Genomic DNA, 18,802 nt, shown 5'->3' with positions numbered 1-18,802 from the left:
GCAACGCCCTCTTGTTTCAACGCATAGCCCCCTGCTTTTTCGGTTCATTTAATGTTTTCAAAACCAGTTTAAACAACATTGCTGTTTCCTCAGGGGTATTGGTCAACAATTCGCTTATAGAGAAATCATATGCATATTTAATCATCGGATGATCCAGCATACCGGGTGCGTGTTCTTCAATCATCAGAAGAGCTATCGGCTCTTCGATGACTTCCTTAAGCGTGGAGTCCAAAGTAAACCGCTCTATGTCCAGATTGGTCTGTGTAGGATATCTAAAACAGTAATCTCCAGAACCGACTTCAATCGGGTCTTCCTGCTCAGGCAATATAATGACCGCAGCAGTATTGGCAGGGATCGTCACATTGACGATAATTCCCCCATTCCGGCAAGACCATGAGCTCTTGATTTCTCCATATATTGAATGATAAATACCTTCTACTGCACTTATTCCTTTTATGAACTGAGGGTGTATCAGGATCTTTTTAAACCCGGGTTCGATCTGATTAATACCAGCCAGCTTCCTGTACATCCATTCCCCAATAGAACCATACGCATAATGATTTAAGGAGTTCATGCCTGATGTATCGAAATCTCCATTCGGGAGAATGGAGTTCCACCGTTCCCAGATGGTTGTAGCTCCCTTCTTAACTGCGTAGAGCCAGGACGGAAAATCTTCTTTCAGGAACAAGGTGCCCGCAAGCTCATGCATTTGATTCTCAGATAATACATGACACAGATATGGAGTGCCCACAAAACCGGTCGTAAGGTGATTCTTATGCTGGGCTATGCTAGACTCCAGGGTCTTGCGGACTCTCTCCCGGTGCTTGTCCTCCACCAGATTGAAATGAAGAGCTAATACGCAAGCCGTTTGAGTCTCACTGACTAATCTGCCGGTTGCGGAAATATACTCTTCCTGGAACGCTGATTTGATTTGGCTATGAAGCGTTTCGTATTTGGTGGCATCCTCAGATCTGTTTAACACGCTGGCAGTCTTGGTCAGCAGCTCTGTGGAATAGGCATAATAAGCGTTAGCCACCAGATACACATCCGTAGCCCCGGTCCGCTCATTACTGATCTCTTCCTTATCAAGTCCGAGCCAGTCTCCGTATTGAAATCCTGTCTGCCACAGCCCATTAATCCCGCAGCGTCCAGAGATGTAATCAACCCAGCCCTTCATGCTGTCGTACTGTTGCTCCAGCAGCCTAAGGTCGCCATACATCTGATACACGGTCCAAGGAACAATAACCGCAGCATCGCCCCATGCAGCAGCTCCTTCCTGATTCCCCAGGATATTTGGGATTACATGCGGAACGCCATATTCTTCAGTCTGCTCAGAAGCAAGATCACGCAGCCATTTCGTGAAGAAGGAGGCTACATTCATATTAAAGGCAGCCGTTCCGGCAAACACCTGAGCATCGCCTGTCCAGCCAAGACGTTCATCTCTTTGCGGGCAGTCCGTAGGAATGTCAAGGAAATTACCGCGCTGGCTCCATTGAATATTACTGAATAATTGGTTAACCATTTCACTCGAGGTGGTCAGACTGCCTGTTTCCTCCAGATGTGAATGCAGTACGCAGGCGGTGAACAGCTCCGGTTGAATGACCTCTAAGCCTTCGACCGCAATGTAACGGAACCCATGAAAAGTAAAATGCGGCCGGAAGACTTGCTCTTTCCCATTACAAATAAAACGGTCAATAGAGATTGCTTGCCGCAAGGTCTCAGGGTACAGGTTCCCTTCTTTATCAAGTACCTCGGCATGCCGGATAGTAATGACCTGGCCCTCACGCCCGGTAATCTGCAGCTCTACGAATCCGGTCAGAATCTGTCCGAAATCAATAACCTGCTCTCCTTTGGGTGTCGTAAAGAGCTTCACTGCGGGCAGCCTTTTGGTAATCCTGACCGGTTCACTTTCCTGGGCGACAAGACGCTCGTTATTATAGGAGAATGGGACCACTTCATATTGAGTATCGTCTACATAACAGGAGTCATAGGTCTCTCCCATGTAGATTTCGCTGGAGCGGATCGGTCCCTTCGTCACCTTCCAGCTCTCATCTGTCACAATTACTTCTTTCGATCCGTCTGTATAGACGATGTGCAGTTCGGCGATAGCGGCCACTCTGTCCCCGTAATGATTCGGAGTACAGGTGAAGCCAAAGATCCCTTTATACCAGCCATTTCCAACTGTGATCTCTATTTTATTTTGCTGCTCCAAGAGTCCGTCTAAGCTATAGGTCTGATATTGCAGCCGCTCCTTGTAATTCGTCCAGCCAGGAGCAAAATAATGATCCCCTACCCGATTTCCATTAATAGAAATTTCATAAACTCCTAATGAGGATGCATAGAGACGGGCTGACTGTATATCCTTTTCTGCAGTGAAGATCTTTTGGAAAACGGGAGGTGCAGTTTCATCATCCGGGAAGGTATGCGTAATCCAATCTGCTGTAAAGTTACTTCCCTTCAGAAGACCTGTTTCGAAATGTCCTGCAATACTGGCTTGATTGCCTTGATTGTCCCATGCAGTGACATGAATCTGATAAAAACTAGAGGCCTGAAGCGGGAGGCCAGCATACTCTACCAGAATTGAAGTGTCCGCCTCCACCTTACCTGAATTCCAAACCTCCTCAGTATCCTTGGTTACAGTGATCTGATAGGCAGTCTGCATGACTCCTTGCGCTGAAGAAACCAAATGCCATGAGAAGCGCGGGCTTGGTGTATCCAAGCCAAGGGGATTGTCCATGTATTCAATGCGAAGATTGTTTAACTCCATCTGTATCCGCCTTTCGATAATTCCAGAAATTTTATGATACCTACTACTCTTATTGTAATGAAATAGCAGTGAATATTATGGTATTATGATTGTAATTTTAGAAGCTTAATACTATGAGGCAGTCATAGGAGGTTTTTATGGAACAAAGCGTTGCAAGCCATTGCAAGCTCATATCCGGGCTATTTGAGCTGTCCGTGTTTTTTATTGGTCCTGCCGGTGACGTTCTTGTTGAATGCTTGGATGATCGGATGTTAAATCCTCTATATGGAAACGATAAACAATTATTCTTTAATGTTTTGGAATTAGAGCCTGCGATTTGTAAAGAGATCCCTGTCATTAGAAAAACGCTCTTTTTTGAAAATTACATATCCATGAGTGTGGTCAGTAACCAGAGCTTTGAAGGAACCATTATTGTCGGCCCCTCTCTGCCCTTCACGCTATTCGACCACAAAATAAACGGGCTAATCAACGATACGAATCTCTTCGCCAACCGGGAGCAGGTGTTTCATTATTATCAGTCTCTTCCTGTCATCACCTACGGGAAGCTGGTGAACATTGCCGTTCTGATCTATCAGATGTTCAGCGGCAAGTTCATTGCAGCCGATCAGATACAAGATCAACTGGAGCTGCAGGTTGAAGAAACCAAGATGCCGGGTGCCATCCGCTTTGCACCAAACGACGAGCTGGCCCCTCATCATAATCCCCTTTATGAAAAGAAATTGTTAACGATCATAAGAGAAGGCCAAACGGAAGCGCTTAAGCGATTCTCGCAGCTTGGCAAGGAGAATACGGGGATACTGTCCAAATCAAGCCACATCCGCTCCAAAAAAAATCTAGGCATTATAGGCATTGCTCTAGCTGCCAGAGCGGCGATAGAGGGAGGGCTTCATTCAGAAATTTCCTTTTCGGTAAGCGATCTGTACATTCAACGCCTGGAGGAATTGCGGACGGAAAAAGAAATTGATCAGTTATGTTTAGTTGCATTTTTTGAGTTGACCGAAAAAGTAGCTCAGGTTAAGGAAGCCCGGTATTCTAAAACCGTTACCACATGCAAAAATTATATTTATGACCAGCGATTCTCCAGGATCACCCATGAATCCATTGCCGGTCACGCCGGCATCAGCCCGAATTATTTGTCGGTTATATTTAAAAAGGAGACGGGTGTACCGGTTAATGAGTATATCCAGCAGATTAAAATTGAAGAAGCCAAAAATATGATTCTGTTCTCGAATACACCTCTGTCCGAAATCGGGTCACTCCTGAGCTTTTCTGATCAGAGCTACTTTACTAAGGTTTTCAAAAAGCATACAGGGCTAACCCCGAAACAGTATCAGCAAACACAACATTTAAGCCAATAAGCCTGGTTCTACCGGGCTTATTGGACTTATACTCGAATTAGCTATTCACAGCGGCAAGAATGCTCTGAAGTGTCTCTTCAGTGAACAGCCCATTACTCATCATGGCCGCGTTATGCAACGAAGTGTTCAGAATTAATTCGTCCATTCCTTCTCCCAAACCACTATCCTTAACATCATGTTGTCCCATTGCTTCCATAATAGCAGCGCCACGGGGATGCTGAAGCAGGTCCGCAAAGGTAGAATGCCTTGTGATGGTTTGGAGCAGAACAGTACTTGATTCCACCACTACCGTGTCTTTTAGTTCGATATTTCTGGAAGAGCTGCCGATGAGAATTTCGAATTCCCCCGTCTCAACAATCCAATCTTGACGCTTGGCATCGTAATACGCAAAGGATCGTTTATCCAGCTCAAATTGAACGGTTGTCTCTTCTCCTGGTTGAAGCGCAACCTTGGCATAGCCTTTTAACTCCTTGCTTGGGCGGGGGAGTGTTGATTCAATATCACTTACATATAACTGAACGACCTCTTTTCCAGCCATACGTCCTATGTTCCTGATTTTAGCTGTAACGGACAAACGGTCTGTGTCCTGAATCGTATGATGACTGAGCTTAAGATCTGTATACTCATATTGCGTATAGCTTAAGCCGAAACCGAAGGGAAATAGCGGTTCAACTTCTCTAGTGTCGTAGTGGCGGTAGCCCACGAATATGCCTTCTCTGTATTCCGCTGTCTCCCCATCCCCCGGGAAGTTTAAGTAGGACGGGTTGTGAATTAGCTTTTTAGGGAAGGTCTCAGCGAGTTTGCCGCTCGGATTGACAAGCCCATAGAGCAGATCAGCTACGGCTCCCCCGGAAGCCTGTCCGCCTAAATACGCCTCCAGCACAGCTTTAACGTTATCCAGCCAAGGCATTTCAAGCGGTCCTCCGTTGCTGAGTACAACTACAACATTGGCTTGTTCCGCAGCGACGGCTTCAATCATCCTCCGATGGTTATCCGGCAACTGAAGATGCTTTCGGTCAAACCCTTCCGATTCATAACGTTCAGGCAGACCGGCAACAATAACGGCAACTTGCGACTGTCTTGCAGCTTCAACCGCCTCCTGAATCAGTTCTTCGTCGATCGTATCGGTATCCAGCGGATAGCCGGCCGCATACCTTATACGGTCATCCGCTCCGGCAATCTTAACCATTTCTTCATATATCGTATCGAGCTTAGTAGGAAGAATGTGGGAGCTGCCCCCGCCCTGATAACGCGCCTTCCGGGCAAAAGCACCGATTACCGCAACTGAATCCTTAATTCCGATAGGAAGGATAGCCTCTTCGTTCTTGAGCAGAACCATACATTCTCCGGCAATTTCACGGGCTTTAAGATGTTGAACCTCAGGATCAACGGTAATATTCTCTTTCCGGCTTTCGACAGCTTTGAAGACAAGTGTTAAAATTCTGTCTACAGTCTGATCAAGCACAGCTTCACTCAGTCTGCCGGATTGGACAGCTTCAATAATCTTCTTGCTGCCGACTCCGTTACTGGATGGCATTTCAAGATCCATACCGGCAGCAACGCCCAGGTCCCGCTCGTTGACGGCTCCCCAGTCCGAGATCACTGCACCCTCAAAGCCCCATTCTTCGCGGAGGATGTCTGTTAATAGACGGGTGTTCTCTGAACAATACTCCCCGTTCACTTTGTTGTACGCAGCCATGACCGTCCAGGGCTGTCCTTGTTTAATGGCATATTCAAAGCTGGCAAGATAGATTTCCCGCAAGGTTCGTTCGTCCACCTGGGCGTCGACTGACATTCTTTTATATTCCTGATTGTTTACGGCAAAATGCTTAATGGAGGTGCCGACGCCCTGGCTCTGTACACCTTGTATATAACTCGCTGCCAGTGTTCCTGATAAATACGGGTCCTCTGATAAATATTCAAAGTTCCGGCCGCATAATGGGGAGCGCTTGATGTTCACTCCTGGTCCAAGAACAATCGATACATCCGCAGCTGACGCTTCCAGTCCAATCATGGAGCCCATTTGCTCTGCGAGCCCGGTATTCCAAGAGGAGGCAAGACCGCTTCCGGTGGGATAGCAGGTGGCAGGAACACTTTGGTTCACGCCAAGGTGATCTGCCTCCCCTTCTTGCTTCCGAAGTCCATGGGGGCCGTCTGTCATCATAATTGAAGGTATTCCAAGACGCTCGATGGGTATGGTATTCCAGAAATCTTGTCCAGAGCAGATTGCTGCTTTTTCTTCCAAGGTCATTTGGCTAATAATTTCTTTGATATTACGCTCCACGTGCTCTCCTCCAATGATAATCAAATCTAATGAGATCGCTTACTTTATTAGAATAAGGCAATTTCACCAAATAATATGGTAATTTGGTATCTTTTTTGGAAGCATAGTGTGGTGTTATTGCTTAGATCATTCTCGCCACTTCATGCGCTTCGCTGACAGCGTTTAAGGCTCTGCGGGCACGCAAGGCATCACCGATCACATGAACAGGGATATCATGTTCATTGCAAAAATGCTGGAGCCCCTCATAGTTCCGTGACTTTGCCCCGATGGCGACAACTACGGAATCACACGGGTACGCAGATACTTCACCATTGTTTTCAATGACGACTCCATCCTCAGTAATTTCAAGGCACTTGGTGTTGGTCATAAGCTGGACCCCTGATTCATGCAGGCTTTCCATGACACAGATCGAGCGTAGTTCACCCAAGTCTTTAGCTACTTTATCCAGTATCTCGACTACAGTGATCTTGGAAGCCCTACCATGCAGGTATTCAGCAACCTCAAGACCAACGAGTCCCCCGCCGACAATAACGACTTCTCCGGAAATCATGGCTTCTCCAGACAGTACATCATGCGAATTCGTAACCTTGGTCAACTGGCTTCCGGGAATTCTCAGCTCCATGGGGGCTGCGCCTACGGCCACAATCACTTCGTCCGGCTCAAGTTCTTCCAGGAGCGACTCCGTAACCGGACTATTCAGTCGGACCTCAATGCCCTCTCTGATTACCTGTTCTCCCCGGGATATAGCGGCTGCTTTCATCTCTTCTTTTCTTGGCGCTTCCCCAGCCAGGGCAAACTGGCCGCCCAGCGCTCCTGCCGCCTCGCATACAATCGGCTGATGCCCTCTGCGTTTCAGCACCATGGCCGCTTCCAAACCGGCGATTCCGCCACCGGCAACTACAACCTTCTTGGGATGATCTGTTATCATCAGCTTGTATTCCGCTTCTCTGCCCAAAGCCGGGTTCCTTAAGCATGTAATGAATGGCACTTCACTTGAGACAAATCCGTCATAACAGCCCTGATTGCAAGCGACACACTCTACAATATCGTTGCTGTTGCCGGACTCTGCCTTCAGGCAGAATTCAGGGTCAGCAAGCTGGGCGCGTCCGATCACCACCATATCTGCTTTGCCAGCCGCAAGGATGTCCTCTGCCTGATCAGGGGCATTAATACGTCCTACCGCAACAGTCAGCATCCCTGTTTCCCGGCGGATTCTGGCTGCATTATCGACATTGAACCCTCTTGGCAGGTCGATAGGAGGAACCTCATATTTGATTGCCGCAGAAGAGAAATTACCTCTGGAGACGTCAAGCGCATCCACGCCGGCAGCTTGTGCCATTTTACAGAATGCGATAACATCCTCTATACTCAGTCCGCCCTCCAGATAATCATCGTGAGCATCAATACGCATAAACAACGGCATATCTGCCGGAATGTTACCGCGAATCGAAGTAATACATTCAATCAGGAATCTGGCTCTGTTCTCCAGGCTTCCCCCGTATTCATCGGTTCTCCGGTTAAAGAAGGGGCTCAGGAAAGAATGCGGAGTATAGTTATGGCCTGCATGAAATTCAATGGCGTCGAAGCCGGCTTCGACTGCCCGCCGTGCCCCTTCTCCGAAGGACTTAGCCGCAGCCTGTAAAGTCTCAATATCTGCTCCCGGTATGGTGTATTCTGTACCAGGCACAGGCACGGGACTTGGAATAATGATTATTTGCTCACTATCACTAGCAACGGCCAATCCACCCAGCCATAACTGAATTCCTGCCTTGCCGCCTGCATCATGGATGGCCTCTGTAAGCTGCTGTAGACCAGGGATATATTTATCATCAGAGATGGCCAGGAACTTCTTAGGCGCAGCTGGCCCATATACCGAACATACCTCAGTGAAATTTAAACCGCAGCCTCCTTCTGCTCTGGCTACATGGTAATCGATAAGCTGCTGGGTAACAAAGCGTTCCTCACTAGGCATTTTGGTGCCCATGGCCGGAAAGATAATACGGTTCTTCAACTCTAACCCTCTGATTTGAATAGGACTGAACAAAGCAGGATAAGCCATAATACATTCTCCTTCACATTCTTTTTCAAGGCGCGAAACTTTGTTATATATTTCACATGATCAGTTCGACCTGATTACTGACACCTCAAATATACCTGAGCGAATGAGTTATGACAATATGTTTAAAACAAAATGTTTGAATTTTCTGCGGCGTTGTTCATACGATCTGTTAATCGGAAAATAACGAATCAATCAACAGGTTAAGGTATTCTATACGCGCTTCTCTGTCAGTCAGGAATAATCCATCTGTTTCCGTAATCCCTTCGTATTCCGTAGGATAATTAATAGATGAAGTGAAAATCAAATGCTTGAACCTGAAGTTATCATCATCTTCTGGTATTAGCTTACGTAAACACGCTTTGAGCAGGCTGCCAATCTCCTCTGACAGATCAATAACGCGTCTTGAAGTTTTATCATCATCTGAACACTCTAAGGAATGGGTGTAGATTACCCGGTTACCGGGAAAACGCAGCGAATATTCCATAATCTCGTTTGCTGCCAGCAGCAGCTTCTCTTTTGGACTGCAGGCTTCATCTCGTAAGATTGACAATACCGTAAGGATATTTTGAATATAGAATTCCTTAACCAGGTTGAGCATTTCGTCTTTACTTCGGAAATAATAATTGATGGCACTCACATTAACATCCGCTTCTTTGGCAATGGTGCGGATCGCGATATTACAGCTTTTGTTCTTCCCCATCAGATACAGCGCGCGGTCCAGGATACGTTCTTCAATATTTTTCAGCTCTCTCATATGATCCCCTCCATTACTTCTCTCTTAGCCATTATACTTTCACGGCTATCTGGCAGCAATTACGGCTTGTCGTTGAAATACAAAAGAAACCCAGAGTCTTTAAAAGACCTGGGTTTCTCCACGCTGCAGAAATTCATCAATCATCGTCTTGTATTTATCAAGACTGTACACGTTATACATCCGGGAAGTAAGCGCGCGGGTGTTTCCGAAGAAAAAGCGCTCAAACTGTCTTTGCCTGCCGCCGAAGGGGCCGATAGCCAGTTCCCAGCTTAGCCGGAAGAGCGAAATCCGGTCACAGGCTGATGAATCCTGTCCTTTAAGATAGAGACGGATAAAGCCGCCGGCATCAGATCCCAGGTCTGTCTCGGAAGGAAGCATCACCAGATTACTGGAGCTGATGTCCTGGAGCATACCCAGCATCTCCTGATAAAAAGAGGAATACTGCATCGTAGCCGCAATCAGCGGCTTGTGGGCCGGCACATAATAACCCTTGGCATCCGGTTCTGCCATCATTTCGGAAGCCAGGCGAAGAGCTTTTAAATTCTCAAGCATGGTCAAAATCCGGGATATCCGCTCCATCGTTACCGCTTCGAGAGCGATATTCTGTTCATCTGACAATTTAGAGATCAGGCCGAGCAGAAATTCCGTCTTGGCAATGTAGCGTGTAAGCACCTGATGGCCGGCATGGCTGTGAAAATTCCCTTCGCTGAACAGCCGCTCTCCAATCTCTTGATTCCCTAAGTAAAAGATACGGTTGCGTGGGATGAAGACGTGATCGAAGATCACCATGGCGTCCATTTCTTCAAATCTGCTGCTCAGCGGATGATCATATTGAGATGAGCCTGAGTAACTCTCACGGCAAATGAAGGTCATCCCTTCCAGATCATTGGGAACGGCAAAAGCAAAGGCATATGGATTATCCTGTTCCATCATGGAAGGGAGAGGTGAAGGGATCACCAGTATTTCATCACAGGTTGCTGCCTGCGTAGCCATCATAAAAGCACCGTTTACCACAATTCCGTTCTCCTTGCGCTCGACAACTTTAGCTGTAATGGAATCCTCCACCTCGTCCACCACTTCGGACAACCGGCTGGCAAACGGCTGAATGAATGCGTGGGATAAGGTAATGTCCTGGCTGCGGCAGTACTCATAGTACTTTTTAAGATTATTTTCATATTCCGGATTGTATTCTTGTAACAGATGCGCAGCGGTATATAAAGACATCAGCGTCGTGTTCATATAATCGGGTGATCTCCCTAAAAACCCGTGGTGCTTCCCAGCCCACAATTCCATCATGATCCTCCGGCGGACCAGGTCTTCCTTGCTTCTCGGGGCCAGGAAGGAAAGTCCGTAGCGCTCCCCATCCGTCCCGCTTTGAAAGGTCATTTGTTCGATGGTTTTCTGCTGATGCTGCATATCATACATTTCAGCTTGGGTCTTCATTAATCCGTTGAAGGCGGGATGGCTGGATAAAGGCCTTTGGATGGTTTTACCCTGGTACCATATTTTGATCTGCTGGCGGTCGATACGCTCGATATATTCCTTGCCGCTCTTAACTGCCATGGCCCACCACCCCATTCATGAACATTCAACGGTTTAGCCAAATTGACTAATACAGTTTCTGTAAAATATGTGGTGGTGTTAAAAGCAGTACATTGTCCTTGTTCAAACATTTACTTTTCTTCATCTATTTCAACGACTTGAGTAAGTTCTTTAGCGGACAATACTCAGACAGCCGCAGGGTAGCGGAGAGTATTGGTTGTTGCACATTTTGCAGGATTTCTCTATGACTGTTGCTGGCTGCGGTACAATGTTGCATTATTTGCACAAATTCCGGTGTAGAGAGCCAGTTAGCGCTGGATTTGTTGCATTTCGTGCAGGATTTCAGCATAGGCCGCTTGTAGGGGGCGGGATTGTTGCATTTCGTGCATGATTTTTTTAAAAAAGTTACTGGCTGTTGAGCATGGGGACCCAATTAAAAAGACTCTATCACTTGACGATAGAGTCTTTCTTTAATATTCATTTCAGACAAATCAGTGGCCCATGCCGTGGCTATTGGTTGTCACTTTTGTGGTCTGAAGTGCAGTGATTTCCTCGGCGCTTGCGGCAGTCAAAATGGTTAATGAGCTAATCAGCAATACGGTTGTCAATAACAAAAGCTTCTTTTTCATAATTTTCATCATTGAACTCCCCTTCTAGAATATTTCGCATTATTGCATGATACTCTTGTAGCTGTGAAATATTGGCCTCAGCTCTAACAAGTTCATAAAAAGCAATAGCTTTTCTAAAGCCTGCTCTATCAAATAGTCTACCACTTAATACGATATTTTCCAGAGTTAGGGTTATTGCAATAGCTGACTTCTTCCGTTTAAACCAATAAATAGATAATAGATGAATATATTCTATGTAGTACCTAACATCTACAGCAGGTGAAGTATCATCAGGTTTCTCAACGTCACTCTGCAGTTCTTCCAATGCCCAGTCCACCTGGTAGTTGTATCTTAAAGCGGAGTCCAAGATATTTAGCAACCCAGCGGTCAATTCTTCCCTCGCACCCAGCTTTAAAAATTTCACGTATTCAGGCAATACCTCCTTCTTTCCCTCAAGTAAGTCAAGAACGAAGGCGTTTGCTCTAGCGGTATTTTTATAATATTCAATTTCTTCCAATGACTCTTCGTCAAAAAGCTGAACCCAGCTCAAATCTGAATACTTTTCTATACACTGTCGAGCACTTTTGTAATCGCCAAGTTTTTGAAGAGCAATGCCCTTCGCACAAAGACTAAACCCAAAGTAATAGACTATAGAACGCTTTAACCTCTGGGCCTCAAATCCTTTGGGGGCTGTAGCATGTATTACTGCGATCATTTCAATAAGCATGTCAGATATATCTATCATTGCTGTAAAATTGTCTAAGGTGAATGAAGCTTTTAGCATAGCTATTAAAGAGTCAGCATCCATACCGTCAAGTTCCAACAACTCCTATTTCACTCCTTACAAACCATTTTATAGAAATAATAAGTCTTTTCCATCCTTTGGTCAATTAATTTGTTGGCTCTTCAATTGCCATTCCCTCTTCTCAACCGAAAAAAACCTGCAATTTGCGCAGGTTTCAGAGAGTTCTATTATACAGACTGATGCATGGCGAAGTGTAAGGCCTGTTTAAAGATTGTTTGAAAGATTAAAAAGTGCCCTTTATTGGAGTGAAACCCAGATAAGGATTTTAAATATTCCATTTTCCATTATGCGATATTATTGCGTGGAAACCTCAAACTTCGTGCCAGCATCTCCGGCGAAAACAATCGTTCCTCCCGCAGGCAGCGTGGTCTGATCCTTGCCGCCGATGACACTGAAGTAGAGGCATGTCCCCATGTCATCATAAACGGCGAAGGAACCATTCGAGGATACGCTCACCTTAAGCATTTTGCCCTCGTCTTTGTCGCTTATCGTATACCACCTGGCGTATCCGCTAGGCGGAATCGTAACAGTTGACTTCTTAGCATAGTTTAATGGCTTCAAGTTGTCCTCGTTCACTAAGACGAATCCACCATGATTCAAGTACTCAACGCCGTCTTGTGTAAAAAACGTAAGATTTGAGAGATCCCGTCCGTTCGATCCCGGAATTTGCAATTCGGAGACAGCCGTATTCGGGCCGGTTATTCGCTTATCCAATACGTACCCCGGCAATTGGTTAGACAGGTTCAATTGGGTGGGCGGGAACATCAAATAACCGAGCGATGTATACTTCTCATTCAGTAAATAATATTTCTTGCCGTCGCGCTGCATCCATACTTCCCGGGTCTGCGCCGGAAGATCTCGGGGCTTGAGCTTCTCAGCGTTGTACATGGATATAGCTACCTGCCCAAGACCCGGCACCGAAGCGTATTGTCGAATCCATTCGTAAGTGCGTCCATTCTCCTCCGTCACAAAGCTGATCATCTCTTTTCCATCCGAACTATGGAACATGCCGTCCGCCGAATATTTGAGCATCCGGTTCGGATTAGCCGATGGCTGCTCCGAAGTGATGGACATGACACCGCCTGTGGATATTTTGATGTTCATTGTTGTACCAGTCGCGCCGTAGATTCCCGCATATTGCAACATGGACTCCGGCATATCAGCCTTTACCCGCACACCGTAAGATTTCTCTGGCTTGAATTCCGTAAGGGTCCCGTTCTCCTTCAGCGCCTGAAGCAGGATTTCGCTGGCCAGAAGCTGGTCGTATGTACTGCTTCCGCCGGAAGAGACGACAGCTGCCGCCATGTCCTGTTCGGGAAGCACAACGAGCGATGTGTGATAGAGAACCGTGTCCCCGCCTTTGGTCAGTGCCTTCATTCCGTATTCTCCGAAGGGATAGAGATCGACGCTGTCCCAGCCGAGACCGTATCCGATGGAGTTGTCCGCATCGTCAGGCCAGAGTGGCGTCTTGTACTCGTCTTGCGCTGCGGCCTCAGCCGATTTACCAGACAAGACCTCTTCCTTTTCCCCTGTGAAAACTTGTGAGAAACGAACCAAATCTTCCGCGGTGGAATAAATGCCTCCGGTTCCGATCACGTTGACCGTCTCGTTAGGAAGTTGTCCTGTATAGGTAGGATAATAGAGCCCCGCCATCTTCGCTTCGTCCGGAGAATCGAGCGGCGTCTTCGTATTAACCATACCTAGAGGTTCCGTAATATATCGACGGATATAAGAGGTGAAGTCCATGCCGCTGACGCGCTCGACCACAATCTGGGCAAGTGAAAAGCCGTCATTGCAGTACACTGAATAAGCACCCGGATCAGCCTTTAAGGTCTCACCGGCTAGTTGTTCCAGCAGTGTGTCGTAGGCGTAAGTATCTTTATCATTGAATAAAAAGGCGTTAGTATACGAGGAACCCTGTAAACCGGAGGAATGATTCAGCAACATACGCGGTGTAATCTGATTGTAACGTTCATCCTTCATCGTAAACTCGGGGACATACTGGACGACCGGTGTGTCGAGACCGATATTCCCTTGCTCGACCAGTTGCATAACGGCAACCGTGGTAAACATTTTACTGGTTGAGCCGATTCCGTACATCGTGTCTTTCGTGAGCGGCCTCTGTCCCTCCTCATCATTCTTGCCGGCTTGGCCGGATACGGTTATGCGGCCATGATCGATAAGGGCGTATTGCACGCTGTTCGTGTCGTACGTATTTGTGAGGAGAGTTGCTTTCTCCTGTGCAGCTTTCAGGGTGAGTTCCACAGGTGGCTTGTCGTTGCAGGCGGTTAACAGCAGAAGCAGACACAACAATAGCATAGCTACATTTATCCAACGGTTTCTTAGCATTTGAACTTTCCCTTCACGATAATTCTTCATTTATTGAATAAAGGAAAAACTAGTATAGTTTCGATTATCGGAACAGCTATAATCGCGGCGGCTATGATCTTACTGCGCGGATTGGCCATATTGATCGCCCAGCCGAAACCGTGATTGTTAGGAATCATCAACGCCGGATCTTCAGGATTCACGTAAAAGAGGCCGAGCCACTTCCAGTGTCTTTCCTCCAACGATGGAACGTCTCTTAGCTGATCCATACCCTTGATCCGTATGTAAAGTATTACGCCGATTAGTGCCACGAAAAGCAATGTGCAGAGCGCCATGCCGGAGAGAAAAAGCAGATTGCCCCTCCAGCCGTACAACGCTATGGCTTGCGCTACTCCATAGAATACAACCATTAGAAGTGAGGCTCCCCAAGCTAAGAGTGAATGGATTTTCTTGAGCTTCAACTGTTTTTGCAGCGAACCTTCCCGGTCCTGGGGATCCAGCGATGTTCTGGCACGGCTGATCAGTAGATTGCAGCAGACGAACACGGTGATATTCAGCGCTTGCACACTGTTCAGCATGAACACGGTCCACACGGATTTGTTGAAGTGGAAATTTCCGAGAATCAACAATTGCGGAATCGTATCCCATCTTGCAATAGCAAAGAAGATGCATAGCGCCATAACGGCAGCATTTGCCGAATACCACCAAGTGCGTAGCACCGGACTATGCATCCGGCTGAGTTTGAGACTTGCAGTGCGCTTCGTTTCCACGTCAACCTGCCAACCTCTGGCAGTCTTCAAGCGTTGCACGGACATCCGGCTGAGCCAAACTGCGAAGGATGAAGCAAACATTAAAAGCAAGATGGATGTTGTCAAAATCAGGAGACCCCGGGCCGGTTGATGGCGCAGCCATAACAAGCAAGCCCACCCGATGACGACCGCAAAACCACTGGTAAGCAAAGCGTAATTCCGGCGAATGGCACGGATGGATGGGTCATTCAGTACCTCTTCCGGCAGAGCAATGCCGAACAGAAAGGTCCTTAATCCGCGATAGGCCTGTAAGCTGAGCATCATAGTAATCATCAAATAACTGCCGAAAATAATAACCATCGGTTCTTGTGTCAATGTTGTTCCCCTCCGCGAATCCTGATTATATCCTGGTACACCGATCTGCTCTCTTGTGCGAATACCTCTTCCGCCATGCCCCGTACCGCAGCTGCAGCAGCAAGAGACCGCAGCTGCCGCCGGAGCTTCTCCGCGAACACCTCTGTCACACCAGGCATCCCGCCCGGCTGAACAATAACGCCCGTCTTCCTGTTCACTTGAAGCAAGCCCTCCTGCTTGAGCAAATTGTAGGCTTTATTGACGGTATGGAGATTGATCCCGAGGTCCTCGGCCAGGCTCCGAATCGACGGAAGCGAATCGCCGGGCTTCAGCTCGCCAGAGGCGATCCCTTCAACGATTTGGTCAACCAGTTGTGTATAGATGGGGGTTTCCGATTGCAGATCAAGCTCTATGAACACGAATAACCCTCCTTCTTTATATGTTATATTACATATATAACAAATATAATAATACTAATCAAGTTAAAGATGAAGATAATTCCATATTTTCTAGTATGGGTCCCTTTCTGGGTAGAAGGGATTGCGTATACACGCCAAAAAACAGCATCCTCTGTAACTGCAGAATGCTGTTCTTCAAGTGTTATATAATAAACTACAGTTCCTTCGTCATAAATCTGCTATTCGGGTCCGGGATATAATCTGCAAACGGCTCACAATACGTGAAGCCGAAATCTTCATACAGCTTGCGGGCGGGGATGAATGAATCCATGGAGCCAGTCTCGAGGCTGATCCGTTTGTATCCGCGTCTTACGGCTACTTCAATAATATGAGCAAGAATAGTTCTGGCTACACCTTTGCGCAAATGCTTCCTAGCGGTCCGCATGGATTTGAGCTCAGCATGCTCTTTGTTTAGTTCCTTGATCGCCCCGCAGCCCAGAAGCTCTTCATCCTCCCAAGCGCACCAGAAGGTAATTTCCGGCTGCTTCAACCCGTCCAGATTAAGGGCATGTATACTCTCTGGCGGAGAGTCCTCTGCCATTCCTTGCAGATGTTCTGCAATTAATCCAATCACTTGTGCCCTGCTCAAATCATCTACAAGAATCTTCACTGCAACCACTCCTAAGTTAATGTTAAGTATGAATTATACCTGTTATCCTACTGTATATCATATTACACCCATGGCAGGTTTTCTGACAAATCTATTATAATAACTGCAAATGAGGATGATTTAAGTACCACTCTACGCATTCTTTTGGCATACCAATGTTGACGATCCTCATTATCGTGCAAACTAGGTGGACACCAAAAAAGCCGCTACATTTAGCGGCTTTGATTGTAGTTTGTTTTTGACAACCTCAGCTATTGTTCCGCGTTCTGGAAATGACTGTTGATTACTCCCTTAATCCTTCTGACTCCCGCAGCAGAAGATTGTTCTTTTGTAATACGGAACGTTCCTAAGTTTGTGGTATCTTCTACATGAGGTCCTCCGCATACTTCCCGGCTCCACACCTTCCCTTCGTGATCCTGGATGGTATACACCTTAACGATATCCGGATATTTATCCCAAAAATTCCCTTCCACATTACTTTCTTTCGCTTCAAGCTTAGGCAGCTCCGAAATAGAGGTAACTGCTTTGGAGGAAATCGCCTCATTCACATACTTCTCCACCTCAGCTATTTGCTCGGGTGTAAGTTTGTCATCATGGTTGAAGTCAAACCGTAATCGTTCGGAAGTAATATTACTTCCTTGTTGGTGGACATGATCACCTAGCACTTCCCTTAAACCAGCAAGCAACAAATGAGATACCGTGTGCAGCGCGGTTGTTTCTATGGAATGTTCAGCTAAGCCACCTTTAAATTTACCCGCAGAAGCAGTTCTGCTCATTTCAGCATGTTTTTTTGCCGCCTCAGTATAAGACGCCTTGTCTTCCATGCTATATCCACTTTCTGTTAGGTACTCTTCCGTCAACTCCAAGGGAAATCCATAGGTTTCGTAAAAATAAAAGGCATCTGCACCCGTAACGTTACCCTTATTCTTCAGATGTTTCTGTATTTCAAATTCTCCCTGCTGTAACGTTCTATAGAAAAGATTCTCTTCCTTATTTACTATTTCGATGACTTTCCTTTTATTGCGGATTAAATCTTCATAAGCTGTAGCTTCATCTATATAAACTTCAGACAACTGCCCCACAAAGCTTCCTTGTATCCCTATTTTTTTACCTGCACGAATTGCCCTTCTTAATAGCCTTCTTGTTATATATCCTGCATCACTATTAGCTGGCTCCGCACCGTCATTAATGAGAAAAGTAGCTGCTCTCACATGATCCAGTATGATTCTAAAGGACTTTAAGTCGTCCGTATAGGATTTACCGCTTAGCTCCATCAATTTGTTCTTGGGGTTATGGAAGAAAGCCGTATTATAAATATCCTTGTCACCATTAAGAGCTGTTGCAACCCTTTCTAATCCGCCTCCATAATCCAGATTGGGATTTTTCATTTTTACAAATCCTGTGTCTCCTTTGGTATAACACATAAATACGTTGTTCCCAATTTCCAGGAATCTGTCGCTTTCAGAAGCAGGATGGTCCAGTGAATCACCGCCCGGTTCAAGATCATAGAACATTTCACTATCAGGCCCACCCGGTTCACCAACCGGCATATGGAGCGGACTTCCGGCCCGGCTCCACCAGTTTTCTTGTTCATCGTATAAGAATATTTTCCCGCCTCTAGATGCCCCGTATTGCCAGGGATCATCTTCAATGATAGGGTCTATCCCGACGGATCTGAATTTTGCTGACCAGAGCTCAATGGCTTCCGTATCTTTAGGTATATTCAGTTCATCACTTCCTGCGAAAGCACTGATATACAGCCTGCCCGGATCCATTCCTAATTCAATGATCTGCCAATGCCAAATAGCGTCGATTTGCTTCTGTCTATAGTTATGTTCGTTGGCTTTGAACTCCCACCGGCCTATCATTTCGAAAAATGTCAGATGCGACGTATCCCCTACTTCCTCAATATCCACTGTCCTTAAGCACTTCTGAATATTAGCAATCTCATTACCTGTCGGATGCTTTTCTCCCAATAAATAGGGAACCATAGGTTGCATGCCACTTCCTGTAAACAACGTTGAGGGATCATTTTCTGGTAACAAGCTGGCAGAAGGCACTTGGCTAGCCCCAATTCCTTTCATAAAATCTACATACGATTGTCTCAACTCATCTGGTGTCATTCT

12 protein-coding genes are annotated in these 18,802 nt (G+C 46.4%); 1 reads left to right on the top strand and 11 read right to left on the bottom strand.

The window, feature by feature from the left end; translation table 11 throughout:
• Positions 1-16: 16 nt before the first annotated feature.
• Entirely contained in the window at positions 17-2,767 is a 2,751-nt protein-coding gene (locus tag MKZ07_RS07480; protein ID WP_341025416.1) for a glycoside hydrolase family 78 protein, read from the bottom strand.
• A gap of 137 nt (positions 2,768-2,904) precedes the next feature.
• Between MKZ07_RS07480 and MKZ07_RS07475 the strand changes: the two genes are divergently transcribed.
• On the top strand, positions 2,905-4,125 hold the full coding sequence (locus MKZ07_RS07475) for a helix-turn-helix domain-containing protein (RefSeq protein ID WP_341025414.1): 1,221 nt from the start codon (positions 2,905-2,907) through the stop codon (positions 4,123-4,125).
• Between the two features lie 37 nt (positions 4,126-4,162).
• Here the strand turns inward: MKZ07_RS07475 and MKZ07_RS07470 are convergent, their stop codons facing one another.
• From MKZ07_RS07470 to MKZ07_RS07425, 10 genes are all read right to left on the bottom strand, one after another.
• Positions 4,163-6,409, bottom strand: a complete 2,247-nt coding sequence (locus MKZ07_RS07470) for a glycoside hydrolase family 3 C-terminal domain-containing protein (protein ID WP_036701430.1) — start codon at positions 6,407-6,409, stop codon at positions 4,163-4,165.
• A 121-nt stretch (positions 6,410-6,530) separates the two neighbouring features.
• Entirely contained in the window at positions 6,531-8,468 is a 1,938-nt protein-coding gene (gene baiCD, locus MKZ07_RS07465; protein WP_341025413.1) for a bile acid Fe-S flavoenzyme BaiCD, read from the bottom strand.
• Between the two features lie 169 nt (positions 8,469-8,637).
• A complete protein-coding gene (locus MKZ07_RS07460) occupies positions 8,638-9,222 on the bottom strand; it encodes a TetR/AcrR family transcriptional regulator (RefSeq protein WP_341025411.1) in 585 nt (194 codons plus the stop codon).
• A gap of 99 nt (positions 9,223-9,321) precedes the next feature.
• The gene (locus tag MKZ07_RS07455) at positions 9,322-10,785 is read right to left on the bottom strand and encodes a 4-hydroxyphenylacetate 3-hydroxylase family protein (RefSeq protein ID WP_341025410.1); all 1,464 of its coding nucleotides are present in this window, start codon (positions 10,783-10,785) and stop codon (positions 9,322-9,324) included.
• Between the two features lie 564 nt (positions 10,786-11,349).
• Positions 11,350-12,198: a hypothetical protein gene (locus MKZ07_RS07450; protein ID WP_036701424.1), complete on the bottom strand. Its 849-nt coding sequence runs from the start codon at positions 12,196-12,198 to the stop codon at positions 11,350-11,352.
• Between the two features lie 273 nt (positions 12,199-12,471).
• Positions 12,472-14,526, bottom strand: coding sequence for a serine hydrolase domain-containing protein (locus MKZ07_RS07445; RefSeq protein ID WP_341025406.1), 2,055 nt, complete (start codon positions 14,524-14,526; stop codon positions 12,472-12,474).
• Positions 14,527-14,552: 26 nt separating this feature from the next.
• The gene (locus tag MKZ07_RS07440; RefSeq protein WP_341025405.1) at positions 14,553-15,629 is read right to left on the bottom strand and encodes a DUF5808 domain-containing protein; all 1,077 of its coding nucleotides are present in this window, start codon (positions 15,627-15,629) and stop codon (positions 14,553-14,555) included.
• Entirely contained in the window at positions 15,626-16,027 is a 402-nt protein-coding gene (locus tag MKZ07_RS07435) for a GntR family transcriptional regulator (protein WP_036701419.1), read from the bottom strand. Before MKZ07_RS07435 ends, MKZ07_RS07440 begins: the two co-directional genes overlap by 4 nt.
• 193 nt (positions 16,028-16,220) lie before the next feature.
• Entirely contained in the window at positions 16,221-16,676 is a 456-nt protein-coding gene (locus MKZ07_RS07430) for a GNAT family N-acetyltransferase (RefSeq protein ID WP_036701417.1), read from the bottom strand.
• A 251-nt stretch (positions 16,677-16,927) separates the two neighbouring features.
• Positions 16,928-18,799: an alanine--tRNA ligase gene (locus MKZ07_RS07425; RefSeq protein ID WP_341025403.1), complete on the bottom strand. Its 1,872-nt coding sequence runs from the start codon at positions 18,797-18,799 to the stop codon at positions 16,928-16,930.
• Positions 18,800-18,802: the final 3 nt, after the last annotated feature.

Source organism: Paenibacillus sp. FSL P4-0338, from assembly GCF_038002365.1.
Taxonomy (GTDB): Bacteria; Bacillota; Bacilli; order Paenibacillales; family Paenibacillaceae; genus Paenibacillus_AQ.
This window is presented reverse-complemented; position numbering and strand designations above follow the sequence as displayed.